The following is a 24,934-nucleotide window of genomic DNA, read 5'->3' on the forward strand; positions in this document are numbered from 1 at the left end:
TCAAATTCGTTTTAAATGTAGATTTTAATAAAAATAATTTTCAAAACATTTTTCAGATTCATACAATTTTTTATCTTTGCCTAAAGCATTTAACAATCATAGTATTACAGTTCTTTTTTAGGAAATAATGAAAGGGATTTTAAAAATTTACCATCCGGACGAAACTCTAAAATACAATATAAGAAGCACTTATTGCAAGGCTGTTTATAGTAATCAAAAACACTTTCTGGAAGTAGAGGTCATTACTGACGACGGTTTAGATCATGTAGATGACGATTCTTTGCAGTACAACTTTCCTCAGCTTTCGCTGGAAATAATTGAATTTCCAATAGATTCTGCCGAAATTGAAGGAAAAACATTCGAAATCAACGATTCTGACGATGAGGTTTATACCGAAGTTAATTTGTTTGATGATGAAGATGCCTTCATCTACGACAACGAACTTTGTTTTGAGAAAAACGAAGAAAATGAGCTTCAGGTAATCTGGAAAGGAACCATCGATGATTTTTACACAGGTTCTGATACTCCGATTCCTTTCAGACTGAAATGCGAATTTAAGCAAGACGAAATAGAGGTAGACGAAGACTAATCACTACCAAAATATAAACTACAAATTTCTTTTCAAATACTTTTTTGGAAAGAAATTTGCTTTTTTAAGACATTATTAGCTTTGGGATGTGTTTTTTAAGCTTATTTTAAGATAAGGATTAATAATATTCCATTATTTTTGTCGTTTAAAATCATTATAAAAATAATCAATTAATGCTGTTAACGGAACTTACTCAGATTTTATTTGCACAGGTCGCTGTACCTACTGTACCTGTAGAAAAGCTTGAATTTTCTTTTTGGAATATCCTTTTTCATGGTGGTGCTTTCGCTAAAATAGTGATGGTAACTGTTTTGTTATTAGGAGTTTTCTCGGTTTATCTTTTTTTTGAAAGATTTTTCTTTATTAAAAGAATGACTTCAAAAACGGATTCTAATTTTATGAATAACATCGAAGACTTCATAAGAGACGGGAAGATAGAGGCAGCAGCAGATTATTGTAAAACACAGAATTCACCGGAATCCAGAATTTTAGAGAAAGGAATCTCAAGATTAGGAAGACCTGTTTCTGATATTGTAAGCGCAATGGAGTCTCAGGCTCAAATTGAGGTTGCCAATATGGAAAAAAATCTGAACCTTTTGGCGGTTGTACCAAGTATTGCACCGATGTTGGGGCTTTTGGGAACGGTAATCGGGATGATTATTGCGTTCTTCGATTTGTCACATGCTGAAGGCGCTTTCTCTCCGAAAACTTTATCTGAAGGTATTTATACGGCTCTTGGACAGACTGCAGTTGGTTTGGCGGTAGCAATTCCGGCAAATTTTTTCTACAATATTTTGCTGACAAGAATTGATAAATTCGTTCTGAGAACTCAGAATGTTTCTGGAGAATTTTTAGATATTATCAATAAACCTTTATAAATTCTAACAGATGAAAATTCAGAGAAGAAATAAAGCGCATCCAGAATTCAGTTTAGCAGCAATGACGGACGTTATCTTGCTGATGTTGATTTTCTTTATGATTACCTCTTCTGCGGCTAATCAAAGTGCGATTGATGTAAAACTTCCACAAACAGGAAGCGTAGATAATAATATTCCGAATCCGATGACGGTAAGTGTAAAACCAGACGGATCGTATTTTGTAAATGATAAACCTGTAAGCAGAGAATTGGTAGAACAGACAATTGTGAGTGATCTTCAGAGCAAATCAGCAAAATCATTTACCATCAGAGCAGACGAAAGCACAATGCATAAAGATGTAGTTTTCTTAATGGAAATCGCAGAAAAGCATAAGTTTAATATTGCCATTGCAACGGTAAAAGAATAAGCATTCTGCATTGCTACGAATACGCAAATAAGAAAATTAGTGCATTCATGGCAAATAAAAATTATAATTTGAGACCAATAATTCAATGAGAGGTTATACGATAAATAGAGCCGAAGAAAATAAAGATAAGGTAAAGAGTGCAGTACTTTCTATCCTTATTTGGTCTGCTATTTTGTTATTCGTTTTCATCTATAAAATGAAACCGACTGAGCGCCCGAAAGAACCTGAAGTGATTACTACAATGCTCGTCAATTTTGGAGATAACAGAAACGGAGCGGGAATTGAAGAACCTGCCAATCAGGAAGGAAGTTTGGCTGCAAAAGCTATAGAAACAGCTCCTGAACCGGTGGAGAATGTTGTTTCCGAGCCTAAAACGGTTATCGTTCCCGATCCAAAACCGGAATCAAAAAAAACTGAGGTTAAAGAAAAAATAATTACCGGAACAAATACCAAAGTTACCGCTCCGAAAAAAGAAGATTCAAAAACCAATAAAAAATCAACGGCAAGTTCGACTACCAAAAGCACAAAAAGTTCTGCAAAAACTGCCAATTCTAAAACCGGAAATGGTGACGGAAAAGGAACTGCAGCCATCGGAAATCTAATTAGAGGTCGTGGAACAAAAGCCGGAAGTCAAGGTACAGGAACTGGAATTGGGAACAATGGCGATCCTTTAGGCGGAGATGGAAATGGAGATAGCAAAGTAGGAATTGACCGTCGATTGATTGGATATATTCCCGGAACAATGGGAAGAGGAGGTGCACAACCAAGCCACAATTGTACAGCAAGCGGATCGATCACAATAGCTTATACTGTAGATAAAGCCGGAAATATTTCTTCAGCAAGAAGATCAGGAGGAGTTTCAGATCCTTGTGTGGTTTCTACATCTGTTGCATGGGTGAAGAAATACGTGAAAGCTGAAAAAGCCAGCGTCTCATCCACCGGAACTTACAATATCACATTCTAAAAATACAAAAGCACTTTATTCAAGTGCTTTTTTTATTTCGTTGATTCTATTGATAATGGGAAGTGCAAAAATTCCGCTGGTTTTAAGATAGAGTTCGTAGAATGTTTTTCCTTTGTCTAGGAAGTCATTATTCTTTTCACCTTTACCGTTGTAATAGAAAAGATTTCCAAGCATTTCGTAATAATCTTTGTGATCTCTTTCCTGTCTTTCGTTCACAATTTCGATGATTTCTTCCTTTGATTTTGATGAAAGTTCTTTAAAATCAAATTTAAAAATGTCTTTCATTAAAGAATCAAAATCGAGCTCTTTCTGCATTAAACTTTCTTCAGGTTTATCTAAAATCAGTTTTTCTAAAGCTTGAGTTAATTGACGTATTAATCTTAATGTGAATTCTTTATCTGTAATCATAATCTAGTTGCTTGTTGATCGTTGTTTGTTAATGGTTTATATAATATTAATTAAGATTTAGAATCTAAAAAAAATAATCCGTCTAAGTCATTTTTAGAAATTTCAATTTCTTTTTTGAACTTTATTGTATTGGCTTTATCATCAATACCCAATTCAAAATCAGCTAGAAAAACTAGCTTTTCTGGTTTTATTTCCAGCAAAACCACATCTAGAATTCTGAGAGGTGCTTTACAACTTTTACAAATTAAAAATTGATCGTTGTAATAACCTGAGTCAACGTGGATTTTTCTTTCTTCAATAAATTTAATTTTGTTATTGTCAATTAATAGAAAGTTAGAATCTTTTGTACTAAAATATGACCTTATAAAAGGATCTTTCTCTTTTATTTTGTCAGATTTAAAATCTATTCTAAATGTTTTCCCAATATCATTTTTATTAATATTCTCAACTTTTAAATAACCAATATTCCATCCTCCTTGTGCAAAAATGAAAGAGTTAAATGACAGAATTAAAAATGTAAATAGGATTGATTTCATTTATCTAAATTTAAATCGGAGTTACTCACACTTTTTAAGCGAAAAACAAATATGCCAATCCAATTGCAGTAATTACACCCACCAAATCAGCCAAAAGCATAGCAACTACCGTATATCTTGTATTCTTTACAGCTACGGCTCCAAAATAAACTGCAATCACGTAAAACGTCGTGTCTGAGCTTCCCTGAAGAACTGCTGCCAATTTCCCCTGAAAACTGTCTGCTCCAAAAGTTGCCATTGTATCAACCATCATTCCTCTTGCTCCTGAACCGGATAAAGGCTTAATTAAAGCAGTCGGAAGTCCGTCGACAAATCTGGCGTCTAAATTGGCCGTATTGGCAATCCATTTCATTCCATCAATAATGACGTCAAAAACTCCTGAAGTTCTTAAAAGAGAAATTGCAATCAGCATTCCTACCAAATAGGGGATAATTTTTACACACGTCCAGAAACCTTCTTTTGCACCTTCAATAAAAGCGTCAAAAACATTAATTTTTTTGTAAACGGCTCCGAGAACAATGGCAATAAAAATAAATAAGATCAAACCATTGCTTAAAACTTTGCTGAAATCATCCAGTTCGTTTTTGCTCAATTGAACTAAATAGACAACCAAAAGCGCAATCAATGCTGAAATTCCTCCGACATAGGCCAGAACAATAGGTTTTAATAGATTTATTTTTTGATAAGCAGAAACAATAATCATTGCCGCTAAAGTCGCAGCAAATGTTGCAATCATACACGGAAGAAAAATATCTGTAGGAGTTTTTGAACCCATCGAAGCTCTGATTGCAATAATAGAAACCGGAATCAATGTCATTCCGCCTGCGTGAAGGCAGAGAAACATAATTTGTGAATTGCTCGCTGTCTCTTTATTTGGGTTTAATGTCTGTAAACTTTCCATTGCTTTTAGACCAAAAGGAGTTGCGGCATTATCTAAACCTAAAAGATTTGCGCTAAAGTTCATCAACATATGACCGAAAGCAGGATGATTCTTTGGGATTTCTGGAAATAATTTTGAGAAAAATGGCTGTATCAATCGGCTTAAAAGATTGATTCCACCAGCTTTTTCGGCGATACTCATGAAGCCCATGAAAAGCGTCATGATTCCTATTAAACCAAGACAAATTTTAACGGCAGTTTCAGAAGTTCCAATAACACCGTCTGCTTCCTGAACTCGATAAACACTTACATTTTGTTTCAGAGAATCTGTTTTATAATGAATTCTGCTCTCTGCAAAATCATTTTTTTTCATCAGGCTGTCTCTTACAATGGGGGAGAGTGTAGTGATGTTTTGGGTAGCAATTTGTACGGTATCGCCGCCTTTTCCTACAACCATATCATTGAAAATGGTTTTGTAGTGGCTTGACGAGATGTATTTTATACTTGCAATAGTAATGGCGATGATAATGAAAGCCGACCAAATTCTGCTGAGAACCATTTGATTAAATTAATTGTTTAAACTTAGTTAAAAATTCTTCAGATTACAAAAAGGATGAAAATAAATTTCCACAATGTTTGTCATTCCGTAGGAATCTAAGTTTATAATTTAAAGATTCGAATCTAGATTCCTACGGGATGACAAAAAGAAGTTGTTATTTTTCATCCAGATAAACCAGTTCTCCTTCAAAATCATCATCCAGACTTTTCAAAATTTTGGCATTGGCTGTTTTCTTTTGTAATTCTTTAATAAAAAAGCTTTTCTCAAAAAACTGACGATGAATTCCAGGAAGAAGTTCCATGAAATAATCCATCCCTATTTTATTATTATGGAGATCCATTTTTGTTTCCAAAGGTTCATTCGGAAATAATTCTTCGTGAAGATCGGTGATTTTTTTGCAGAAATCTAATGCTTTTTGAGGTGAAGAAACCTTGCTGCAATACATCATAATCAGGCAACACCAAAGTGAATGTCTGAAAGCATTTCCTTCACCGTTTTTTGATGCTGTTTTAGGATAAAGTTTCTGTGCGATAGAAAAGGCTTTTATCGTTGCGTAAAAACTTAAAATCGAAAAAAGAGGGTGCGGTAAAACAGCAGATAAGAGTCTAAAGATTTTCTTTAAACTCATTGATGTGATGGTATTTAAAACGACTTTAAATGTCCTCATAAAAATAAAAATCTCTCCCAAATTGAGAGAGATGATATGTTTTTTAGTTTAAATTTTAAGCTTTTACAGCCAAAAGATTTACTGTTTTAGAAACAACTTCTTTAATTTCTGTTCTTTTCACAATAAAATCTACAAAACCTTTTTCCTGTAAAAATTCTGAAGTCTGGAAACCTTCCGGTAAATCTCTACCGATGGTTTCACGGATAACTCTTGGTCCTGCAAATCCGATCAAAGCTTTTGGTTCTGCCATAATAATATCTGCAGTCATTGCAAAAGAAGCGGTAATTCCACCGAAAGTTGGGTCACAAAGATAAGCGATGTATAAAAGTCCTGCTTCTGAAAGCTGAGCCAATTTAGCCTGAACTTTTGCCAACTGCATCAAAGAATATGTTGCTTCCTGCATTCTTGCTCCTCCAGACTGACAAATAATCATGTATGGAAGTCTTTTTTCGATACAGTAATCAATTGCTCTTCTGATTTTTTCACCCATCACAGAACCTAAAGATCCTCCGATGAACGCAAAATCCATACAAGAAACTACCATCTCGGTTCCGTTTACGGTTCCTACAGCATTTCTGATAGAATCAGTAAGCTTTGTTTTTGCTTTTACTTCTTTTAGACGGTCGGTATATGACTTGGTATCTTTAAAGCTAAGAATATCAATACTTTCCACATTTGGATCAAGCTCAGTGAATTTTCCTTCGTCAAAAAGGATGTCAAAAAACTCTGCACTTCCTATTCTTACATGAAAATCGTCTTCAGGAGAAACATAATTGTTTTTCTTTAATTCGTCGTGTTCCACTACTTTTCCTGATGGAGTCTGATGCCAAAGACCTTTTGGTACGTCTTTTTTATCATCTGTAGAAGTGGTAATATTTTGTGCTTTTCTTTTAAACCAGTCGAATGCCATCTTGTATGTATTAATGTATAAAAGTAAGTGTATTAATGTAAAATTTTCAAATCATGAATACATTTTACATTAATACACTGATACAATTTTTATTTTAAAGTATTTACGTTATTTAAATCTTCAAATGCCTGAATTAATCTCTTAGAGAAAGTTTCTTCACCTTTTCTGATCCAAACTCTTGGGTCATAATATTTTTTGTTAGGCTTTTCTTCTCCTTCAGGGTTTCCGATTTGAGTTTTCAAATATTCTACATTGTTTACCATGTAATCTCTGATTCCTTCTGTGTAAGCGAACTGAAGATCGGTATCAATATTCATCTTAATTACCCCGTAATCAATAGCTTCTCTGATCTCTTCTAAAGAAGAACCTGAACCACCGTGGAATACAAAATTAATTGGCTTCTCTGCAGTTCCGAATTTCTCCTGAACAAATTTCTGAGAGTTATCTAAGATTTTTGGAGTAAGAACTACGTTCCCTGGTTTGTAAACTCCGTGTACGTTTCCGAAAGCTGCTGCAATGGTAAAGTTATCAGAAACTGCTTTTAGTTTTTCGTAAGTGTAAGCGATGTCTTCAGGTTGTGTGTACAATAAAGAGTTATCTACACTAGAATTGTCTACACCGTCTTCTTCACCTCCTGTAACCCCGATCTCAACTTCTAGAGTCATCTGCATTTTTGCCATTCTTTCGAAATATTGAGCGGAAATCTCAAGGTTTTCTTCTAAAGATTCTTCAGAAAGATCAAGCATGTGAGAAGAGTAAAGAGATTTTCCTGTCTGCTTGAAGAATTCTTCGTTTGCATCCATCAAACCATCGATCCAAGGCAACAATTTTTTTGCAGCGTGATCTGTATGTAAAATTACTGTTGCTCCGTAAGCTTCAGCAAGGGTATGAATATGTCTAGCTCCTGCGATACCACCTAAAATAGCTGATTTCTGAGCGTCATTGCTAAGTCCTTTTCCAGCGTTAAAAGCTGCTCCACCGTTAGAAAACTGAATGATAACAGGTGAATTTAATTTTGCTGCAGTTTCCATTACTGCGTTTACGTTGCTAGAACCGATTACGTTCACTGCAGGTAATGCAAATTTGTTTTCTTTAGCATATTGAAAAATATCTGTAACTAACTGACCTGTGGCAACTCCTGCCGGGAAAATTCTGCTCATGTTTTACTTTATTATAATAATATTAGGATATTTTTTGAAAATTCTTGTAAAGGTAATCAATTTTAAGAAATTACTAATTTCTTTTATCGCGTCCCCAAAGTAGCTTCTGACGGATGGTTTCGTAGAAACTCAAATTGTTGGGCTGCACCAATAATAGCTGGAAGCTCGCCTTTTTGATTATAATTTCTTTATCGGTTTCGATATGAATTAATCTTGAATCTAATGAAAGAGAATATTGCGGAACTCTGCTTTCCACTTTAAATTTAATTTCTACTTTATCATTAACAACCAAAGGTCTTACATTTAAATTGTGTGGAGCAATCGGTGTAATAACAAAATTTTCGTTGTTTGGAGAAATAATCGGTCCGCCGCAACTTAATGAATAAGCTGTAGAACCTGTCGGTGTAGAAACAATAACACCATCACCCCAAAATACATTTAAAAATTCATCATTAATATAAGAATCTACCGTTACCATTGATGTCGTCTCTTTTCTGGAAACCGTTACATCATTTAAAGCATACGGAAAAAACTCGTCAGATTTTGGCGAAACAACTTCTATTACAGATCTTCGGCTGGTTTTTACATCACCTTTTAAAATAGAATCGAGTTCTTTAAAGGCTTCTTCTTTAGTGAAACTTGCCAAAAACCCAAGTCTTCCGGTGTTGACCCCTACAACAGGAATTTCAAGATCTTCAATGAAAGTTAAAGAGTTTACAATGGTTCCATCGCCTCCGAAAGTGAAGAAAAGATCAACTTCTTTATCGATAAGATCCTGTTTGTTGCCAAAAGTTTCAAAAATTTTAGAAAACTGAAGCGCTTCAGCCATTTCGTCAAACAAAACAGATTTTACACCTCTGCTTTCCAGTTCAGAAATAAATTTGCTTAAATATAAAAAAGTATCAAGATCTTTTTTCTGAGAATATATGGCTGCCTTCATATTATATTTCGATAAATTTTTGTAAAAAACCTAAACGGTCTTTGAAAAGATCTGTTTTCTCATCAGAATAATATTTTTCTACAATTCTGTAATCATAACGGTCAAATGTTGCATCAATTGAAGCTAGATTTTCGTTACTGATTTTGATGGTGATGTGAATCACTTCATCCGACATGAAACTGATAAATCCGCCGTAAAATTTAGAGTTGTTGCTCTCGACGATATTGGCAATTTCTGTCATTGAATATTTTCTTGCCGGAGTTTCTATCGTAAGAATAGCGCCGGTTTCCGAAAACAGAGGGTATTTTGAAAAGGTCTGAAAAACATCATCACAACAGATGTATCCCAGATATTTTTCGTTTTTGTTGATCACAGGAATCACATTGGCATTGAATGTATAAAACAATCGGATGCTATCCATGATATTATTGTCTTCCAAAATCGCAAACCGCTCGATCTGATGTTCCAGATTTTTCAGAGTACCTTCCTCCTCATAAAGGAAGTCTTTGGCGATGGCTCCGTAAAAGTGGTGGGATTTTTTAATGAAAATATGCGTATATCCAAATGCTTCTAAAGTTTCTCTAGCTGATTCGATAGAGTCAGTCAGATGAAAACACGGAAAATCTTTTGAGATATAGTCCTTGATAAACATTGTGCTAATTTATAAAATTTTAAACGAAACCTTTCTCTAAAAGTTAAGTTATTTTTCAAAAAAGTAAAAAAACGGATTCAAAAATTTGTTCGTAAAGAAAAATAAAGTATCTTTGTCGCCTTTCATTTTTACTTTTTATTAGATTTATTTCAAACTGCACTGTCTTTTGACAGACGCAGTTTTTTTATTTTAGGGCTTTTGCAAACTCCCACATCACGATTCCACCGCATACGCTTACGTTTAAAGAATGCTTTGTTCCGAGCTGTGGAATTTCAATAAAAGAATCGATATTCTGCAAAACTTCATCGCTGATTCCTTCTACTTCATTGCCTAAAATCACCGCATATTTTTTAGTGTTTTCGATTTTAAAATCAGTGATCATTGTACTGTTTGTCGTTTGCTCGATACCTACAACTTCAAAACCCTGGCTTTTTAAATCATTGATAGTTGTGTTAATGTCGCTTTCATAACTCCAATCTACACTTTCTGTTGCGCCTAAAGCCGCTTTGTGAATTTCACGGTGTGGCGGTTGTGGTGTAATTCCACACAGAATAATTTTCTGAACCAAAAAAGCATCTGCTGTTCTAAAAGTAGCACCCACATTGTGCATGCTTCTTATATTATCTAAAACGACTACCAACGGAATTTTCTCAACCTTTTTAAAAGTTTCTACATCAATTCTGTTGAGTTCTTCCAGTTTTAATTTATTTACCAAAATAATTTTTATTTCTTATTACAATTTACGAATTCTTCTTTATGAACGGATTTAAAAACGATTCATTATTTTTATTTTTTTGCACCCATGATCTGATGCACATTTTTTTCAATATTCTGAGCGATCGTTTCCATCGGAATATCATTCTCGTCATTATTGAAAGGATCTTCAATTTCCTCAGCAATTAATTCCAGACTCATCAATACATAATACACAAAAACCGTCAATGGAATCATGAAGTATCCAAGATTGATCACGTAAGCAATCGGTAAAGCCAAAACATATAAAATGATGAATTTTTTTATAAATGAAGAATATGAATAAGGAATCGGGGTGTTTTTAATTCTTTCACAACCTCCGCAAACATCAAGAAAACCTGAAATTTGAGTGTCTAAATACAGCATTTCTATATCAGAAATTTTTCCTTCCTTTTTTAATTGATACAATTTGTGGGTTAAAAGGATCACCAAATCTGTAGGTCCGTGATTTTTTAAAGATTTTTCAATTTCAGAATAATCTTCATCCAAAGCCAATCTTGTAGATTCCTGAGAAAGATGTTTCGCTAAAAAATGGGGATAGTATTTTAAGTAACGTGCAATTTGGTTTGCAGAATCTCTGTCTTCTGAAAGAATCATATTGATTTTTACGGCGAAATTTCTTGTGTCATTCACCAGTTTCCCCCAAAGTTTTCTGCCTTCCCACCATCTGTCGTAAGCGGTATTGGTTCTGAAAACCAATAATAAAGACAAGACAAATCCCAATAAAGAATGGATAATCCCTACATTGCTGACTTTAGATTTTGAGGTCAAATGCAGATATTCAATTTCCAGATACTGGATTCCGTAAGAATAAACAGCCATCAAAATCATTGTTGGAAAAAGGATTTTCATGGTGTCGCTTTTGTGTAAGCTGACCAATATTTTCAGGAAATGTTTGGTATTGTAAACTCTCATGGATGATGTTTGTCTTGCAAAGATAAATTTTTATAAATTTCAAAAAAACACTATTTTTATTTCGCATTAAATTACAAACCCATGATTCTTGAAAACGTAGACGTTGTAAACGATATAACGAAAGAAGATTTTCAGCAAAATTATTTCAAAAAACAGAAACCATTGCTCATAAAAAATTATGCGAGCCGCTGGGAAGCTTTCGACAAATGGAATTTTGATTTCATTAAAGAAAAAGCGGGTGAGCAAGAAGTTCCGTTGTACGATAACAAACCAGCCGATTCTAAGAAAAGTTCTGATGCACCTGTCGCAAAGATGAAAATGAAAGATTATATCGATACGATAAGATCTAAACCTTCAGACCTTCGCATCTTCTTTTATATTATTACCGACCGTCTTCCTGAGTTGCTTAAAAATTTTACATATCCTGATTTGGGAATTAAATTTTTCAAAAGGCTTCCTACATTATTTTTTGGCGGAAGTGATGCGCATGTTTTAATGCATTATGACGTTGACTTGGGAGATTTTATGCACTTTCATTTTGAAGGCAAGAAGAGAATTCTTTTGTTTGACCAGAAACAGTCGAAGTTTTTATATAAAGTTCCACTTTCGGTTCACACGGTTTATGATATTGATTATGAGAATCCGGATTACGAGAAATTTCCTGCTTTGAAATACGCAAAAGGCATTGAGATTTTCATGGAACACGGCGATGCACTTTTCATTCCCGGAGCTTTCTGGCATTTCAACAGATATTTGGAACCTGGCTTTTCGATGTCGTTAAGAGCTTTACCTAACAAACCTAAAGTTTTTGCCAATATGATGTATCATGTTTTCATCATGAGATATACTGATAAACTAATGCGAAAACTTTTTAAAGCAAATTGGGTGAATTTTAAGCAAAAATGGGCGTATGAAAAGGCAACAGAAGCTTTGGAGAAACATCTGAAAAAGATGAAAATTTGAGTTTCCCACAGATTTTGCAGATTTTCACAGATTATTAAGCCACGAATGCACGAATTTTTTTCACGTAAAATTGTTTAAAACATCATTTAAGGAAAATGATCATAAACTAATTCGTGCATTCGTGGCAATTTTTCCTCAATTATCCATGAAAATCTGTGGGAAAAATGAAAAAGTATCATTTCCTCCTTCTTTTTTATTTCATACTTTTACCAACCCAATTTTAAGAACATTTCAATGGCAAAGGCGACGAAGAAAGAAACCCCGTTAATGACGCAGTACAATACCATCAAGGCGAGATATCCTGATGCACTTTTACTTTTCAGAGTGGGAGATTTCTATGAAACTTTTGGACAGGATGCCGTTCGAACTTCTCAAATTTTAGGCATTGTTCTTACCAAAAGAGCCAACGGAGAAGGTCATATCGAATTGGCTGGTTTTCCGCACCATTCGGTAGATTCTTATTTGCCAAAATTGGTAAGAGCAGGAATTCGTGTTGCGATTTGCGACCAGTTGGAAGATCCAAAAACCGTCAAAGGAATTGTAAAACGTGGCGTAACAGAATTGGTTACACCAGGTGTGACGTTCAATGATCAGGTTTTAAGTTCAAAAAAGAATAATTTCCTGCTTTCACTACATAAAGAAAAAGAAAAATATGGAATTGCTTTGGTTGATGTTTCCACCGGAGAATTTTTGGTGAGTGAAGGGAATTTAGATAAGATTTTACACATCATCAATACGTTTGATCCGAGTGAAATTATTTATCAAAGAAGTGTACAGATCCCAGATCAGCTGAAAAATAGGAATGTTTTTAAATTGGAAGATTGGGCATATCAATACAATTTTGCCTACGAAAAATTAACAAATCAGTTTAAAACCAATTCATTAAAAGGTTTTGGAGTAGAGGGGCTTCCTCTCGCAATTACTGCAGCAGGAGCTATTTTTGCTTATCTGGTTGAAGATACGCACCACAAATTATTGGCGCACATTACCAAGATTCAGATCATTCCGCAGGAAGATTATCTGATGATGGATCATTTTACGCTGAGAAATCTTGAAATCGTTTATCCGAGTAATCCGAAAGGAAAATCTCTTCTGGATATTATCGATAAAACTTCCACACCAATGGGCGGAAGATTATTGAGAAGAAGAATTATTCTTCCTTTAAAATCTGTCGAAGAAATTGGAAGACGACTTTCTCTGATTGATTTTTTAAACGAAAATGATCAATTGAAATATGAAATTTCGCAATTATTGCGTGCGATTTCAGATCTGGATCGATTGATGGGAAAACTAGCGGCAGAAAAAATTTCACCTAAAGAATTGGGTTATCTGCGTCAAAGTTTGATTAATATTCAGAAAATTAAAGGATTACTTCATCCTCATGCTGATATTTTAGCTTGGCTGGAACCTTTAAATTCATTAGATGAATTGATTGAATTGCTTGAGAATCATTTAAATGAAGAACTTCCGGTAAACCTTGCGAAAGGAAATGTAATTAAGCAGAATATTTCTGAAGAGCTCGATCATTTGAGAGGTCTTCAAAATAAAGGTCGTGGTTTTCTTGACGAAATGTGTCAACGTGAAGTGGAGCGCACCGGAATTACCAGTCTGAAAATTGATTTTAATAATGTTTTCGGGTATTTTATTGAAGTAAGAAATACCCATAAAGATAAAGTTCCGAATGATTGGATCAGAAAACAAACGCTTGTAAATGCTGAAAGATACATCACTGAAGAACTGAAAGAATATGAAAGCCAGATCTTGGGTGCTGAAGAAAAAATCAGCGTTCTTGAAAATCAGCTGTACCGAAAAGTCTGTTCAGACACGATGATTTACATCGACAGAATTCAGGAAAATTCAAATATCATTGCACAGCTTGATGTTGCAGTAGGTTTCTCTGAATTAGCGGTTTCTGAAAGCTATACAAAACCTGTTTTGAACGATGGTTTTGGGATTGATTTAAAAGAAGCAAGGCATCCTATTATTGAAAATGCGCTTCCTTTAGGCGAAAAATATATTCCAAATGATATCTTTTTAGATAAAGATTCTCAACAAATTATTATGGTTACCGGACCCAATATGGCGGGTAAATCGGCAATCCTCCGTCAAACTGCAATTGTTTGTTTGATGGCGCAGATTGGAAGTTTTGTTCCGGCAAAGCATGCAGAAATAGGGCTTTTAGATAAAATTTTTACCAGAGTAGGGGCGAGCGATAATATTTCGGCTGGCGAATCTACTTTTATGGTGGAAATGAATGAAGCTGCGAATATTCTGAATAATATTTCTGAAAGAAGCTTGATTTTATTAGACGAAATTGGGCGTGGTACATCAACGTACGATGGAGTTTCAATTGCATGGGCGATCGCGGAATATCTTCATCAACATCCGACCCAGGCAAAGACTTTATTTGCAACGCATTATCACGAGCTGAATGAAATGACCGTGAATTTTGAGCGTGTGAAAAACTTCCATGTTTCTATTCAGGAAAATAAAGGGAATATCATTTTCCTGAGAAAGTTAGTTCCTGGCGGAAGTGAGCATAGTTTTGGTATTCACGTGGCAAAACTGGCGGGAATGCCCGCAAAAGTAGTTAACAGAGCTAATGAAATTCTGAAAACTCTGGAAGCAAGTCGCTCTCAAAGCGGTTCTTCTGAAAGTATTAAAAAAGTAACTGATGAAAATATGCAGCTTTCGTTCTTTCAGTTAGATGATCCTGTTTTGGAAAATATCAGAGAAGAATTAACGAAGATTGACATCAATACTTTAACGCCGATTGAAGCTTTGATGAAGCTGAATTCTATTAAAAAGATGATTGGAAAGTAATTATTTTAAATTTATAGTAATAGGAATTTGAAGTTTACTTCTTACAAAATTTCCATTAAGTTTTGCAGGAATCCATTTGCCATTGATCTGTTTCATAGATTTTTTTACAACTGTATTAAAATTCATATCAGAACCGATAACTTCAATCTCTGCGATGCTCCCATCTCGTTCGACAATAAAATTAAGAATCGCTTTAAGAGTGTTTTCTCCATTCTTAGTTTTTACAGAGTCTAATAATACTGCATTTTCTAGCTTTTTAATAAAAGTTTCTGTGCCATTAGGAAAATAGGCTTCGTGATCAGGATAATCGGGACATACTGTAGTTACATGAATATTCTCTATTGTTTTCGGTATTGATGGCATTGCGGGAGGTACGGGAATATTTTGCCCGAAAACAAACCTGTTTAAGATTATTATGATAATTAAAGTAAGGTTTTTCATGATTAAATTTTTTCAAAAAAAGACGCCAAAGTACTGAAACTGATTTAATCTCTTTGAAAAGTATCCTAATTTAATTATACTTTTTACTCGTCAAAGGAAAATAAAATAAGTAACGTACAGGTTCACCATTGATTTTTGCGGGTTTCCAGCGGGCAAAAATCTTTCTTACTCCCTGTTCTGCCGCTTCTGCGTGTTTTTTGTTTTTTGCAACAGCAGTAACGTTTCTTACGTATCCGTTTTTTTCAACGATAAAATAGAGTCTTGTATCTACTTTTTCGTTTTGTTTAAGGTCTAAAGTTTCAATATTTTCGAAATATTTTCTTTTAAAAGCATTCATTCCACCAGGAAATTCAGGAAGACTATCTGCTTTTGTAACGACTTGTTTTAGATCTAATTTGTTTTTAATAATATTGTAATCAGGCAAAGCTAAAACGTCGAAAATGGTATTCCGAACAGGATTTTTCGCATCAGTTTCCTGCGCAAAAACAAAAAAATTGAAAAAAATACCAAGTAAGAGAATAGCTTTTTTCATTCAATTTAATTTTTATAATACTGATTCTGAAGTATAATCAGAGGTATTGTTTAATAAATTGAGAGAATCAAACTTAATACCAATTATTCAAAGTTTATAGTAAGAGGTAATCTAAAACGATATCTTACTTTGTAACCGTCAATTTCTGCAGGAATCCATTTGTCTTTAATTTTAGAAACCGCTCGAATAGCTTCGTTATTGAAACTTTCATTAGTTCCAGAAGCTTTAATGTCCGTAAGAGTGCCATCTCTTTCAATGACAAAAGTAAGTTCACATTTTTCTCTTCCTTTACTGATAACGTTTTTTTCTTTGAATTTTTTTGCAAACTTTTGTCTGAAAACAAGTGAGCCTTTGGGAAAGTAAGCTGGTTTTTCCACAGCATTATAAATATCGGTTTTATTTTTACGTAAATCCAATTCTTCTAAATCAGTTGTTCCTGCAACTTCCTGAGCTTGTATGAAATAGCCAAATAGTAATGCCGAAAATAAAATAAGTTTTTTCATCGTTTAATTTTAGCAAAAATAAGACTCTTAAATTTAATTGTATTTGATTAATTAACAAAGTTTAACAACTCTATTCTGCTGGCTTTCAAATTCATTAGTTAATTTTGAGTATGAAGAAAATTTTGAGTTTCAGTGCATTGATTTTCAGTATGTCTTTTTATTTTTCACAGGAGCAAATTATTGTAAATGATGTTCCTATGATTAAATATGAAGTACTCGAAAAGAAAATTCAAGAGGAAAAAGACGTTCTACTGGTTCTGAATTTCTGGTCTACGACTTGTGCTCCTTGTGTGAAGGAACTTCCGGATTTTATGGAGGTTAATAATAAATATAAAGACAATCCTAAATTTAAAATGCTTTTGGTGTCTTTAGATCGCCCAAAAGATAAAGAGCGTGTAGTACAATTTATTAAAAACAAGAAACTTACCGCAGAAGTTATTCTCCTTGATGATATTAAAAGAATGAACACCTGGATTCCCCGATTTGAAAAAAACTGGGACGGAAACATTCCTGTTACTATTGTCTATAAAAACTCAGAAAAAGTACATTTTAACGATGGAGAAATGACAAAAGTCGAATTGGAAAACGTAATCACAAAAAATCTATAAACATGAAAAATATTAAAACATTAGTTGCTGCTGCAATAATAGGCTTAAGTTTACTAAGCTTTACGACAATCAATAAAAATAATGAAGAGCCGAAGCAAAAAGCAAGTTCTTCAAAAGGCTATGAAGTTGGCGATACCGCTGCCGATTTTAAGCTTAAAAATATCGACGGAAAAATGGTTTCGTTGAGCGATTTTAAAAAGGCAAAAGGTTTTATTGTGGTTTTTACCTGTAATCATTGTCCGTATGCAAAAAAATATGAAGACAGAATTGTTGCGCTTGATAAAAAATATAAAGAAGCTGGTTATCCTGTGATCGCAATTAACCCGAATGATCCAAATGTGCAGCCGGAAGATGGGTTTCAACAAATGATCACAAGAGCCAAAGAAAAAGGCTTTACATTCCCTTATTTGGTAGATGAAGGACAGAAAGTTTATCCTCAATATGGCGCCACAAAAACGCCGCACGTTTTTATTCTTCAGAAAGAAGGTGCGAAAAATATTGTAAAATATATTGGAGCCATCGACAATAATTATGATGATCCTAATGATGTTTCAGAGCATTATGTACAAGATGCAATGGATGCTTTATTGAGCGGAAAACTAATTGCAAATGCTAAAACAGTAGCGATAGGCTGTACAATAAAAGTGAAAAAATAATTTTATTTTTTAAAATTAAATTGAGATATTGGGCAGGCTTTTAGTCTGCTCTTTTTTATAAAGACTTAGCCCAAATTAATCATGATGAAATTTAAATTTAGCGCAAAATATTTCCTTTTAACCATCCTTATCTTTCTTGTTGAAGTTTTAATTGCAACGGTTTTAAAAGATCAATTCTTTATCAGAGCTTATCTGGGAGATGTGATTGTGGTGATGTTGCTGTATACTTTTGTGAAAAGTTTTGTCATCATCAACGAAACAAAGTTAATCATCGGGATTTTTGCTTTTTCATGTCTGGTTGAGTTTGCTCAATTTTTCCATGTAGCAGATAAATTAGGCTTCCAACCGGGAAGCCTGATGTATATCGTAATCGGAAATTCTTTCTCGTGGATTGATATTTTGTGTTATGGAGTTGGTTGCTTAATTTTATATGTTTTCACAAAATTCAAACCAAAAAATGAAGACAATTAATCTAAATTAAACTGAAGAGGTTGTCGCATACGCATTTTTACTTTCTCACCATTTTGTTCACCGGGAATCCACTTTGTTTTTATTTTGTTGAGCGCACTTAGAAACTCTGTTTTTACGGCTTCATTGTCATAAGATTCCATTCTCAGATCAATCATATTTCCTTCTTTATCAATATCAAACACAGCAATTGCTCTTGCTTTTGCAATGTTCTGCCTTGCTAATTTGGAAGTGTTGAAATTACCTATAATCAGCTTCATAAATGCAGCATGCCCTCCCGGAAATTCAGGAGTTTTATCTAAAGATGCCTTTTTTCCATAATCAGAACCTACTTTTACATCAGGAGATTGTATGGAATCTTTTTGAGCATCGATAGAAATTAGACAAAATAAAATCAGTAAAAATGCAAAATATTTTTTCATAATCGTTTATCTTCCAAATTGGTCATATTTATCTTCAGCATACTTGATGAAACGGTTCAGCAAAGCTACATTGTCTTTTTCCATAGGTGATAATTCGCTGTCAACATTATTGGAAACAGGGATATACCAATCGGTTTGCTCAAAGAAGTTTCTATAAGTTTGTTTTTTGAAGGAATAGCCATGTCTTGCAAAAACAGAGTTTTTAATGATCTCCATATCCAGTTTTCTTAGATTTTTCAAGTCTTTTTCGTTCAGTTTCTGTTTAGAAGCATTGATTTTGAAAACCGCATCAGAGGCGATTCTATTTTTTGAAGTGGTATAAGTTTCTGTTTTTCCGGTTTCTTCGTCGGTATATTTTTCTTTAAAATCTTTAGGGTTTTCCCAATCGATCAATTCAGAGTTTTCATCCAGCATAAAATTCGGATTGTAAACGAACTCTTTTTTGATCAGTTTTAAGTTTTTTAAAGGAGCTTTTACGGCAGATTTATTAAAAGCGGTCCACTTTCCCGTGATGCTGTCGTTTTTCAGTTTAATTTCAAACCGTCCGTCGGTTTTGTCATTGCCTGGTTCATCCAAAACAAAAGATTGAGATTGCTCATTGAAAACTCCACGAAAAGGACGCTGAGTTCCGTTCACAATACTTTGTCCGTACACAGAATCCTGAGTAATTCGGTTGATTTTTAATGAAAGCCTTTTATAATCTGTTCCTTCGTAATATTCTTCGGTTTCGTTGTCATAAAGCTCTCCTTTACCTGCAAATTCTCCGGTGTAAATTCCGTAATATTCTTTATGAACTTCTGGGATTGCCACAGAATCTTTTTTTGCAGTTAAACTGTCTTTAGGTTTTTCTTCGGTTGTTGCTTCTTTTTTACAGCTTATTAAACTGATGGTAAAAAGTGTGATTACAGTAAATTTTAAAATTTTCATATAAATTAAATGTGCTTTTTTGTGATTAAATATTCAATTAATAAAATGTTTGGAATCCAGCCCAACCAAGCGATGATTTGGTAAACATCCATTGGATTTGGGTGGAATAAATATACAATAATTACTTTCCACATTCTCAAAGTGATGGCAGAAATTGTGAGTGCAAAACTTCGCCACATCCATTGTTTGTGTTCTTTAAATTTTCTCTGTCTGGCTAATTGAAAAGCTTTAAACGTACTAAACCACCAAAAACAGCCTAAAATGACAAAAGAGATTTTTGATAAAAATCCACCATTTGCAAAAACTCCCATATAAATTCCTGAAGGTGCAGCAAATAGTAAAATCAAAAAAATATAAATTTTACCTGTGTTTCTGTGAAAGTTTTTTACTGCGAAATCTTTTCTGAGAATAGCTAAAAAACCAGCTAATAAAACAAAAATGCTTGTGTAAACATGGGTGTAAAAGAAATAAAGATATTCCGGTCTTTGTTCTACTTCAGTTTGTTTAATCATTAAAAAACTCACATTGGTATCTAAAGGAATATACTCTAAAGTTATTTTCAGCATGAGCCAAAAGAAATATCCGAATCCTATGATAAGAAGGATTTTTACAACGTTAGGAATATTTCTTTTAATTGAAAGCATTTTTATTTCTAATTAATCAAAATTCATTGTAATAGGTAGTTTAAATCTGAATTTTACTGGTTTTCCATCAATTTTAGCAGGAATCCATTTTGTTTTGGACATACGCTTTGCTACACGTTCCATTTCTTTATTTAAAGACTTATTGTCTCCTATAATATTTATATCTACAACATCACCATCTTCAGAAATTATTAATTGAGCTTCGGATTTAACTGCACCTTTAGCATTTACCTTATCCCAATCAATCATTTTAGCAAAGTTCATTTTGAAAACATTAATTCCTCCTGGATAAATTGGAAACTCTTTAGATTTTTCGATATTTCCAAATTGTTCAGTAGATGATGTATTTTGTTCTTGTGAGAAAATTTTTACAGAACTAATTAGTACAAGAAATACAAATAGTTTTTTCATGATATGTTTTTATTTATAAATTATTTAAGTCTTGTGCAATCAGCCACGCTTCACTCCAACATGCCTGAAAATTAAATCCACCAGTTACAGCGTCAATATTCAGAACTTCTCCGGCAATGTAAAAGTTAGGCAAAATTTTCGAAGACATATTTTTAAAATTAATTTCTTTTAAATCTACACCTCCTGCAGTTACAAACTCATCCTTAAAAGTCGATTTTCCTGTAACCTGAAACTTCTTTTTACATAAATTTTCAAGAATTGTCTGTATCTCTTTTCCTGAAATATTCGCAATTTGTTTATTCAAATCAACTTTTGAAACCTCCAGAATTCTCTGCCAAAAACGATTGGTCACATCAAAAATCTTAGACTGTCCGATAGATTTTTTAGGATTTGACTGTTTGAAATTTTGAAATAATTCTTCCGCATCATCAATGTCTTTTGAAATAAAATTCACCTGAACTTCAAAATTGTATTTTACTTTCGCCAGATTAATGGCTTCCCAAGCCGAAATTTTCAGAATTGCAGGTCCTGAAAGTCCCCAATGCGTAATCAATAGCGGTCCGCTTTCTTCAGTTTTTAATTTTGGAATAGAGGTTTCTGCCATTTCAAAACTTGTTCCTAAAAGATCTTTCAGCAAATCATCTTTAATATTAAATGTAAATAGGGAAGGAACCAAGTCTATGATCTTATGTCCTAAATTTTCAATCATTTTTAAAGACTTTGGTGAACTTCCGGTTGTGTAAATCACAAAATCTGCTTCAAAATCCCCTAAACTTGTTTTAACTAAATATTTTTCATCTAATTTTTCAATTTCTTTGACTGAACATTTCGTTTTAACTTCAACATTTTTCTGCTGAATTTCATGTAAAAAAGTATTAATAATCGTCTGCGAAGAATTGCTTTCAGGGAAGATCCTGTTATCTTTTTCTATCTTCAACGGAATTTTCCGATTTTCGAACCATTCCATGGTATCTCCCGGTTGAAATTTGGTGAAAACGCTCAGTAACTCTTTGTTTCCACGAGGATAAAACTGCACTAATTCTTTAGGATCAAAACAGGCATGACTTACATTACATCTTCCACCTCCGGAAATTTTTACTTTTTGCAAAACATCTGAATTCTGCTCAAGAATGGTAACTTTATATTTCTTTTCGTCAAGATTTGCAGCACAGAAAAATCCTGCTGCACCACCTCCGATAATGATAATTTGCTTCATAATTATTTAATCTTATGCTGAAGATTATTTTTGCAAAACTACAATTTTTATAAACCATCTTATTTGAGTAATTTTGGGGATTATAATTTTTGAATTTTTAAACGAAATTATTAACCATAATAAGTATTATCCTCATTATTTATCTAGTTTGTCATTCCGCAGGAATCTCAACTGATTTAAGTAATGTTGTTTAGATTCCTACGGAATGACAAACATTACGTACGTAGTTTGAATGGTTAATGTTCAATAGTTCACTTTTAAAACAAACTTAAATGACTTTTTACCATACATTCGAAGTTCGCTGGAGCGACTTAGACGCAAATAAACACTTGGCCAACTCATCTTACGTGCAATATTGTGCGCAAACCAGAATGGCTTTTATGAAAAAGGAAAAAATGGGTGTTACTCAAATGAGCCGATGGGGAATTGGGCCTGTAATTATGCATGAGCGATTTTCTTTTTTCAAGGAAATTTTTGCTGATCAAAAGGTAATTGTAAGCCTTGAAATTGATGGATGCGCAGAAGATGCAGCGATCTATCGTTTCGTTCATAAATTCTATCTTCCTGATGGTTCACATTGTGCGACTTCTGAAGCAACCGGTGTCTGGATCGATACGATGTTGAGAAAAATGACTTCTCCACCGGACGATGTGGTAGAAGCAATGAATAAATATAAAACTGCCGAAACAATATTGATGACGAGAGAAGATTTTAAAAAGCTTCCTTTCCGTCCGGAAAATATTGACCCGGCAACATTTAACTAATAAATGATAAGAGATAAATGATGTTTGATAACCTAAGAAGTATTCAAAATCATTTATCATTTATCAATCATCACTTATAATAAAATTTATGTTTGAAGATAAAGAACAAGAATTAACACCGATCTCAAAATTGGGAGAGTTTGGTTTAATTAAACATTTAACGGAATTTTTTCCTTTATCCAATGAGTCTTCGGAACTTGGCGTAGGAGATGATGCTGCAGTGATCAATTCCGGGAACAAGAGGGTTGTTTTAACCACCGATGTTTTGGCGGAAGGAGTTCATTTCAATTTAGGATATGTTCCATTGAAACATTTAGGTTACAAAGCTGTTGTTGTGAATCTAAGTGATATTGCAGCAATGAATGCAACACCAACACAGATTTTGGTTTCTCTAGCAGTTTCAAACCGTTTTCCCGTAGAAGCTTTAGAAGAATTATATTCAGGAATTCAGGCGGCTTGCGGAAGGTATAAAGTGGACTTAATTGGCGGAGACACAACAAGTTCGAATGCCGGTTTGGTGATGAGCATAACCGCAGTCGGAATTGAAAATGAAGAAAATATTGTTAAAAGAAGCGGTGCAAAACCAAATGATTTATTGGTGGTAACCGGAGATTTAGGTGGAGCTTATATGGGACTTCAGATTTTGGAAAGAGAGCATGCTGTTTTCTTAGCTGATCCAAATATGCAGCCTGAAATGGAAGGTTGCGACTATATTTTAGAAAGACAATTGAAACCAGAAGCAAGAACTGATGTGAAAGGTGTCTTAGAACAATTAGATATCAAACCGACGTCAATGATCGATATTTCAGACGGTTTGGCTTCGGAAATTCTGCATCTTTCTGACCAGTCAAAAGTTGGTTTCAGATTGTATGAAGAGAAAATTCCGATGGATAATTTAACGATTACAACTGCTGATGAATTGAATTTAAATCCTGTAATGACGGCGTTAAGCGGTGGTGAAGATTATGAACTGTTATTCACGATTGCTTCAGAAGATTTTGATAAAATAAAAAATCACCCGGATTTTACCATTATCGGTCATGCGGTTGAAAAAGAAGAAGGCAATTTTATGGTGGCAAGAGGGTCTAATCAATTGGTCGCTTTAACGGCGCAAGGTTGGGATGCTTTTTTAGGAAACCAGTACAACGATTAAAATTTAATTTTAAATATTGTGAAGCCACTGCATTTTTTTGTAGTGGTTTTTTTGTTTAATATTGACAGATGGATGAAAAAAAATGACTTAAATGCTCAATATTACTGTTGGATATTTTTCTCTTAAAGAAAAAGGAGTTGTTTAGATTTAAAAATAAATTCAGATATCACTAAGCGGATATTCTATAAAAAAATCTCTGCAGTTTTGCAGAGATTTTATAGTTTTAAAAAGGTTGTTCGGTACATCTGTCATCACCGGGAGGACAATAAGGTGTTCCACCACCACCGCCTCCAACAGCGACGCATTGTCCCGGATTTCCGTCATCATTCATTTCGCATGCTTTTCCAAAAGTACATTCGCAATCGGTCCAGCAATAAGCGGAATCTCCATTTGTATGGCAACCAGATCCGGCTCTGCCAAGAATAGTCGATAAATCTTTTCTCAGAAGTTTTTTAATGTTTTTCATAAATTAAAAGTTTTGTATTGGGTTAAGAGGTAAATACTTACATTGTTTAAAGATAAAAAATTAATCCTAATCTTCGGTAAAAATAAAAACCCATCGCAATTGCAATGGGTTTTTATTTTATTCTGTAAAATCAGATTCTGCTTCTTGAAATTTTAATGTTATGGGATAAGAAAAACCATATAAAATAGGTTGCCCGTTAATCTCAGCAGGTTTCCATTTTCCTTTATCTTTTATTCTATAAAATGCAGCCAGTATAAAAGTATTAATGTTGGTATTTTTACCTTTTACCCGCACATCATATACATATCCTTTTGAATCTACAGCACAAGTTAATCTTGCAGTATAAGTAGGACTTGAAATATTATAATTTAACGATGATATATTGTCCGCATAAGCAGAGAATAAAAGAGCTTTAAATTGACTTTCTCCCAATTCAAATTCCGGTCGCTTTGTTACAGGAGGAACTGAAGGAGCCGGATATTCCGTAATTCCTTTCTGCTCTTCTATATTTATTTTTTCTAAAGTTTTTTTATAGGATAGAATTTTTTCATCTAAAAGAACTTTTTCCTGCTTGAATCTTTCAATCGATTCTTTCGGGAATTTCTTAAGAAGAGTCTTCATTTTTTTATTATAAATGTCATCCGCTGTTTTAAATTCTTCTACCTGAGAATAGCCGAATAAAAAAGAAATCAGAAAAAATAAAACCGAAATCTTTTTCATA

General features: G+C 33.8%; 31 protein-coding genes. 11 read left to right on the plus strand and 20 right to left on the minus strand.

Features of this window, described 5'->3' with window-relative positions:
* The first annotated feature begins 127 nt into the window (after positions 1–127).
* The 4 genes from BUR17_RS11965 (at position 128) to BUR17_RS11980 (ending at position 2,837) form a co-directional block, all read left to right on the plus strand.
* The gene (locus tag BUR17_RS11965) at positions 128–589 is read left to right on the plus strand and encodes a hypothetical protein (RefSeq protein WP_074230602.1); all 462 of its coding nucleotides are present in this window, start codon (positions 128–130) and stop codon (positions 587–589) included.
* Between the two features lie 173 nt (positions 590–762).
* Positions 763–1,467, plus strand: coding sequence for a MotA/TolQ/ExbB proton channel family protein (locus BUR17_RS11970; RefSeq protein ID WP_074230603.1), 705 nt, complete (start codon positions 763–765; stop codon positions 1,465–1,467).
* Between the two features lie 10 nt (positions 1,468–1,477).
* The gene (locus BUR17_RS11975) at positions 1,478–1,873 is read left to right on the plus strand and encodes an ExbD/TolR family protein (RefSeq protein WP_074230604.1); all 396 of its coding nucleotides are present in this window, start codon (positions 1,478–1,480) and stop codon (positions 1,871–1,873) included.
* An 85-nt stretch (positions 1,874–1,958) separates the two neighbouring features.
* Positions 1,959–2,837 (plus strand): ferric siderophore ABC transporter substrate-binding protein, encoded by an 879-nt coding sequence (locus BUR17_RS11980; RefSeq protein ID WP_074230605.1) that lies wholly within the window; start codon positions 1,959–1,961, stop codon positions 2,835–2,837.
* Positions 2,838–2,852: 15 nt separating this feature from the next.
* Here the strand turns inward: BUR17_RS11980 and BUR17_RS11985 are convergent, their stop codons facing one another.
* The 10 genes from BUR17_RS11985 to BUR17_RS12030 form a co-directional block, all read right to left on the minus strand.
* Positions 2,853–3,245, minus strand: a complete 393-nt coding sequence (locus tag BUR17_RS11985) for a hypothetical protein (protein WP_074230606.1) — start codon at positions 3,243–3,245, stop codon at positions 2,853–2,855.
* A gap of 50 nt (positions 3,246–3,295) precedes the next feature.
* Positions 3,296–3,781 carry a hypothetical protein gene (locus tag BUR17_RS11990; protein ID WP_074230607.1) on the minus strand — a complete coding sequence of 162 codons (486 nt, stop codon included), beginning with the start codon at positions 3,779–3,781 and terminating at the stop codon, positions 3,296–3,298.
* Positions 3,782–3,815: 34 nt separating this feature from the next.
* Positions 3,816–5,219: a nucleoside recognition domain-containing protein gene (locus tag BUR17_RS11995; protein ID WP_074230608.1), complete on the minus strand. Its 1,404-nt coding sequence runs from the start codon at positions 5,217–5,219 to the stop codon at positions 3,816–3,818.
* A 154-nt stretch (positions 5,220–5,373) separates the two neighbouring features.
* A complete protein-coding gene (locus BUR17_RS12000; RefSeq protein WP_074230609.1) occupies positions 5,374–5,886 on the minus strand; it encodes a DUF6973 domain-containing protein in 513 nt (170 codons plus the stop codon).
* 55 nt (positions 5,887–5,941) lie between these two features.
* Positions 5,942–6,796, minus strand: a complete 855-nt coding sequence (gene accD, locus BUR17_RS12005) for an acetyl-CoA carboxylase, carboxyltransferase subunit beta (protein ID WP_074230610.1) — start codon at positions 6,794–6,796, stop codon at positions 5,942–5,944.
* 89 nt (positions 6,797–6,885) lie between these two features.
* Positions 6,886–7,956 (minus strand): class II fructose-bisphosphate aldolase, encoded by a 1,071-nt coding sequence (gene fbaA / locus BUR17_RS12010; protein ID WP_074230611.1) that lies wholly within the window; start codon positions 7,954–7,956, stop codon positions 6,886–6,888.
* Positions 7,957–8,029: 73 nt separating this feature from the next.
* Entirely contained in the window at positions 8,030–8,896 is an 867-nt protein-coding gene (locus BUR17_RS12015; protein ID WP_074230612.1) for an NAD kinase, read from the minus strand.
* Position 8,897: 1 nt separating this feature from the next.
* Positions 8,898–9,548 carry a CBS domain-containing protein gene (locus tag BUR17_RS12020; protein WP_074230613.1) on the minus strand — a complete coding sequence of 217 codons (651 nt, stop codon included), beginning with the start codon at positions 9,546–9,548 and terminating at the stop codon, positions 8,898–8,900.
* A gap of 184 nt (positions 9,549–9,732) precedes the next feature.
* Complete coding sequence (locus BUR17_RS12025) at positions 9,733–10,263, minus strand: RNA methyltransferase (RefSeq protein ID WP_074230614.1); 531 nt, start codon at positions 10,261–10,263, stop codon at positions 9,733–9,735.
* Positions 10,264–10,334: 71 nt separating this feature from the next.
* Positions 10,335–11,216: a bestrophin family protein gene (locus BUR17_RS12030; protein ID WP_074230615.1), complete on the minus strand. Its 882-nt coding sequence runs from the start codon at positions 11,214–11,216 to the stop codon at positions 10,335–10,337.
* Between the two features lie 81 nt (positions 11,217–11,297).
* On the opposite strand from BUR17_RS12030, the gene BUR17_RS12035 reads away from it, so the two are divergent.
* Positions 11,298–12,179, plus strand: coding sequence for a cupin-like domain-containing protein (locus BUR17_RS12035; protein WP_074230616.1), 882 nt, complete (start codon positions 11,298–11,300; stop codon positions 12,177–12,179).
* Positions 12,180–12,413: 234 nt separating this feature from the next.
* Entirely contained in the window at positions 12,414–15,002 is a 2,589-nt protein-coding gene (mutS, locus tag BUR17_RS12040; protein ID WP_074230617.1) for a DNA mismatch repair protein MutS, read from the plus strand.
* Here mutS and BUR17_RS12045 read toward each other — a convergent pair whose 3' ends face one another.
* The 3 genes from BUR17_RS12045 to BUR17_RS12055 form a co-directional block, all read right to left on the minus strand.
* The gene (locus BUR17_RS12045; protein WP_074230618.1) at positions 15,003–15,443 is read right to left on the minus strand and encodes an energy transducer TonB; all 441 of its coding nucleotides are present in this window, start codon (positions 15,441–15,443) and stop codon (positions 15,003–15,005) included.
* 70 nt (positions 15,444–15,513) lie between these two features.
* Complete coding sequence (locus BUR17_RS12050) at positions 15,514–15,975, minus strand: energy transducer TonB (RefSeq protein WP_074230619.1); 462 nt, start codon at positions 15,973–15,975, stop codon at positions 15,514–15,516.
* A gap of 83 nt (positions 15,976–16,058) precedes the next feature.
* Positions 16,059–16,478: an energy transducer TonB gene (locus BUR17_RS12055; RefSeq protein WP_074230620.1), complete on the minus strand. Its 420-nt coding sequence runs from the start codon at positions 16,476–16,478 to the stop codon at positions 16,059–16,061.
* 110 nt (positions 16,479–16,588) lie between these two features.
* On the opposite strand from BUR17_RS12055, the gene BUR17_RS12060 reads away from it, so the two are divergent.
* The 3 genes from BUR17_RS12060 to BUR17_RS12070 all read left to right on the plus strand — a co-directional run bounded on the left by BUR17_RS12060 (position 16,589) and on the right by BUR17_RS12070 (position 18,213).
* The gene (locus BUR17_RS12060; protein WP_228418715.1) at positions 16,589–17,086 is read left to right on the plus strand and encodes a TlpA family protein disulfide reductase; all 498 of its coding nucleotides are present in this window, start codon (positions 16,589–16,591) and stop codon (positions 17,084–17,086) included.
* 2 nt (positions 17,087–17,088) lie between these two features.
* Complete coding sequence (locus tag BUR17_RS12065; RefSeq protein ID WP_074230621.1) at positions 17,089–17,742, plus strand: thioredoxin family protein; 654 nt, start codon at positions 17,089–17,091, stop codon at positions 17,740–17,742.
* Positions 17,743–17,826: 84 nt separating this feature from the next.
* On the plus strand, positions 17,827–18,213 hold the full coding sequence (locus tag BUR17_RS12070) for a ribosomal maturation YjgA family protein (protein WP_143747581.1): 387 nt from the start codon (positions 17,827–17,829) through the stop codon (positions 18,211–18,213).
* On the opposite strand, the gene BUR17_RS12075 is transcribed toward BUR17_RS12070, so the two are convergent.
* Genes BUR17_RS12075 through BUR17_RS12095 form a run of 5 tightly spaced genes read right to left on the minus strand, consistent with a single transcriptional unit; the run spans position 18,210 to position 21,830 of the window.
* On the minus strand, positions 18,210–18,632 hold the full coding sequence (locus tag BUR17_RS12075) for a hypothetical protein (protein WP_074230623.1): 423 nt from the start codon (positions 18,630–18,632) through the stop codon (positions 18,210–18,212). The two genes, BUR17_RS12070 and BUR17_RS12075, sit on opposite strands and share 4 nt — an antisense overlap.
* Positions 18,633–18,638: 6 nt before the next feature.
* Positions 18,639–19,559, minus strand: a complete 921-nt coding sequence (locus BUR17_RS12080; protein WP_074230624.1) for a YARHG domain-containing protein — start codon at positions 19,557–19,559, stop codon at positions 18,639–18,641.
* Between the two features lie 5 nt (positions 19,560–19,564).
* Positions 19,565–20,203 (minus strand): DUF2306 domain-containing protein, encoded by a 639-nt coding sequence (locus BUR17_RS12085; protein ID WP_074230625.1) that lies wholly within the window; start codon positions 20,201–20,203, stop codon positions 19,565–19,567.
* 12 nt (positions 20,204–20,215) lie between these two features.
* Complete coding sequence (locus tag BUR17_RS12090) at positions 20,216–20,614, minus strand: energy transducer TonB (protein ID WP_074230626.1); 399 nt, start codon at positions 20,612–20,614, stop codon at positions 20,216–20,218.
* A 13-nt stretch (positions 20,615–20,627) separates the two neighbouring features.
* The gene (locus BUR17_RS12095; RefSeq protein ID WP_074230627.1) at positions 20,628–21,830 is read right to left on the minus strand and encodes a BaiN/RdsA family NAD(P)/FAD-dependent oxidoreductase; all 1,203 of its coding nucleotides are present in this window, start codon (positions 21,828–21,830) and stop codon (positions 20,628–20,630) included.
* A gap of 272 nt (positions 21,831–22,102) precedes the next feature.
* On the opposite strand from BUR17_RS12095, the gene BUR17_RS12100 reads away from it, so the two are divergent.
* Together BUR17_RS12100 and thiL are read left to right on the plus strand one after the other, a co-directional pair.
* Positions 22,103–22,594 carry an acyl-CoA thioesterase gene (locus tag BUR17_RS12100; protein WP_066677105.1) on the plus strand — a complete coding sequence of 164 codons (492 nt, stop codon included), beginning with the start codon at positions 22,103–22,105 and terminating at the stop codon, positions 22,592–22,594.
* Positions 22,595–22,682: 88 nt separating this feature from the next.
* Positions 22,683–23,747: a thiamine-phosphate kinase gene (gene thiL / locus BUR17_RS12105; RefSeq protein WP_074230628.1), complete on the plus strand. Its 1,065-nt coding sequence runs from the start codon at positions 22,683–22,685 to the stop codon at positions 23,745–23,747.
* 223 nt (positions 23,748–23,970) lie between these two features.
* Here thiL and BUR17_RS12110 read toward each other — a convergent pair whose 3' ends face one another.
* Together BUR17_RS12110 and BUR17_RS12115 are read right to left on the minus strand one after the other, a co-directional pair.
* The gene (locus BUR17_RS12110) at positions 23,971–24,213 is read right to left on the minus strand and encodes a hypothetical protein (RefSeq protein WP_074230629.1); all 243 of its coding nucleotides are present in this window, start codon (positions 24,211–24,213) and stop codon (positions 23,971–23,973) included.
* Positions 24,214–24,330: 117 nt separating this feature from the next.
* Entirely contained in the window at positions 24,331–24,933 is a 603-nt protein-coding gene (locus tag BUR17_RS12115) for a hypothetical protein (RefSeq protein WP_074230630.1), read from the minus strand.
* Position 24,934 lies beyond the last annotated feature (1 nt).

Origin of the sequence: Chryseobacterium scophthalmum (genome assembly GCF_900143185.1) — a bacterium.
Lineage (GTDB): Bacteria > Bacteroidota > Bacteroidia > Flavobacteriales > Weeksellaceae > Chryseobacterium > Chryseobacterium scophthalmum.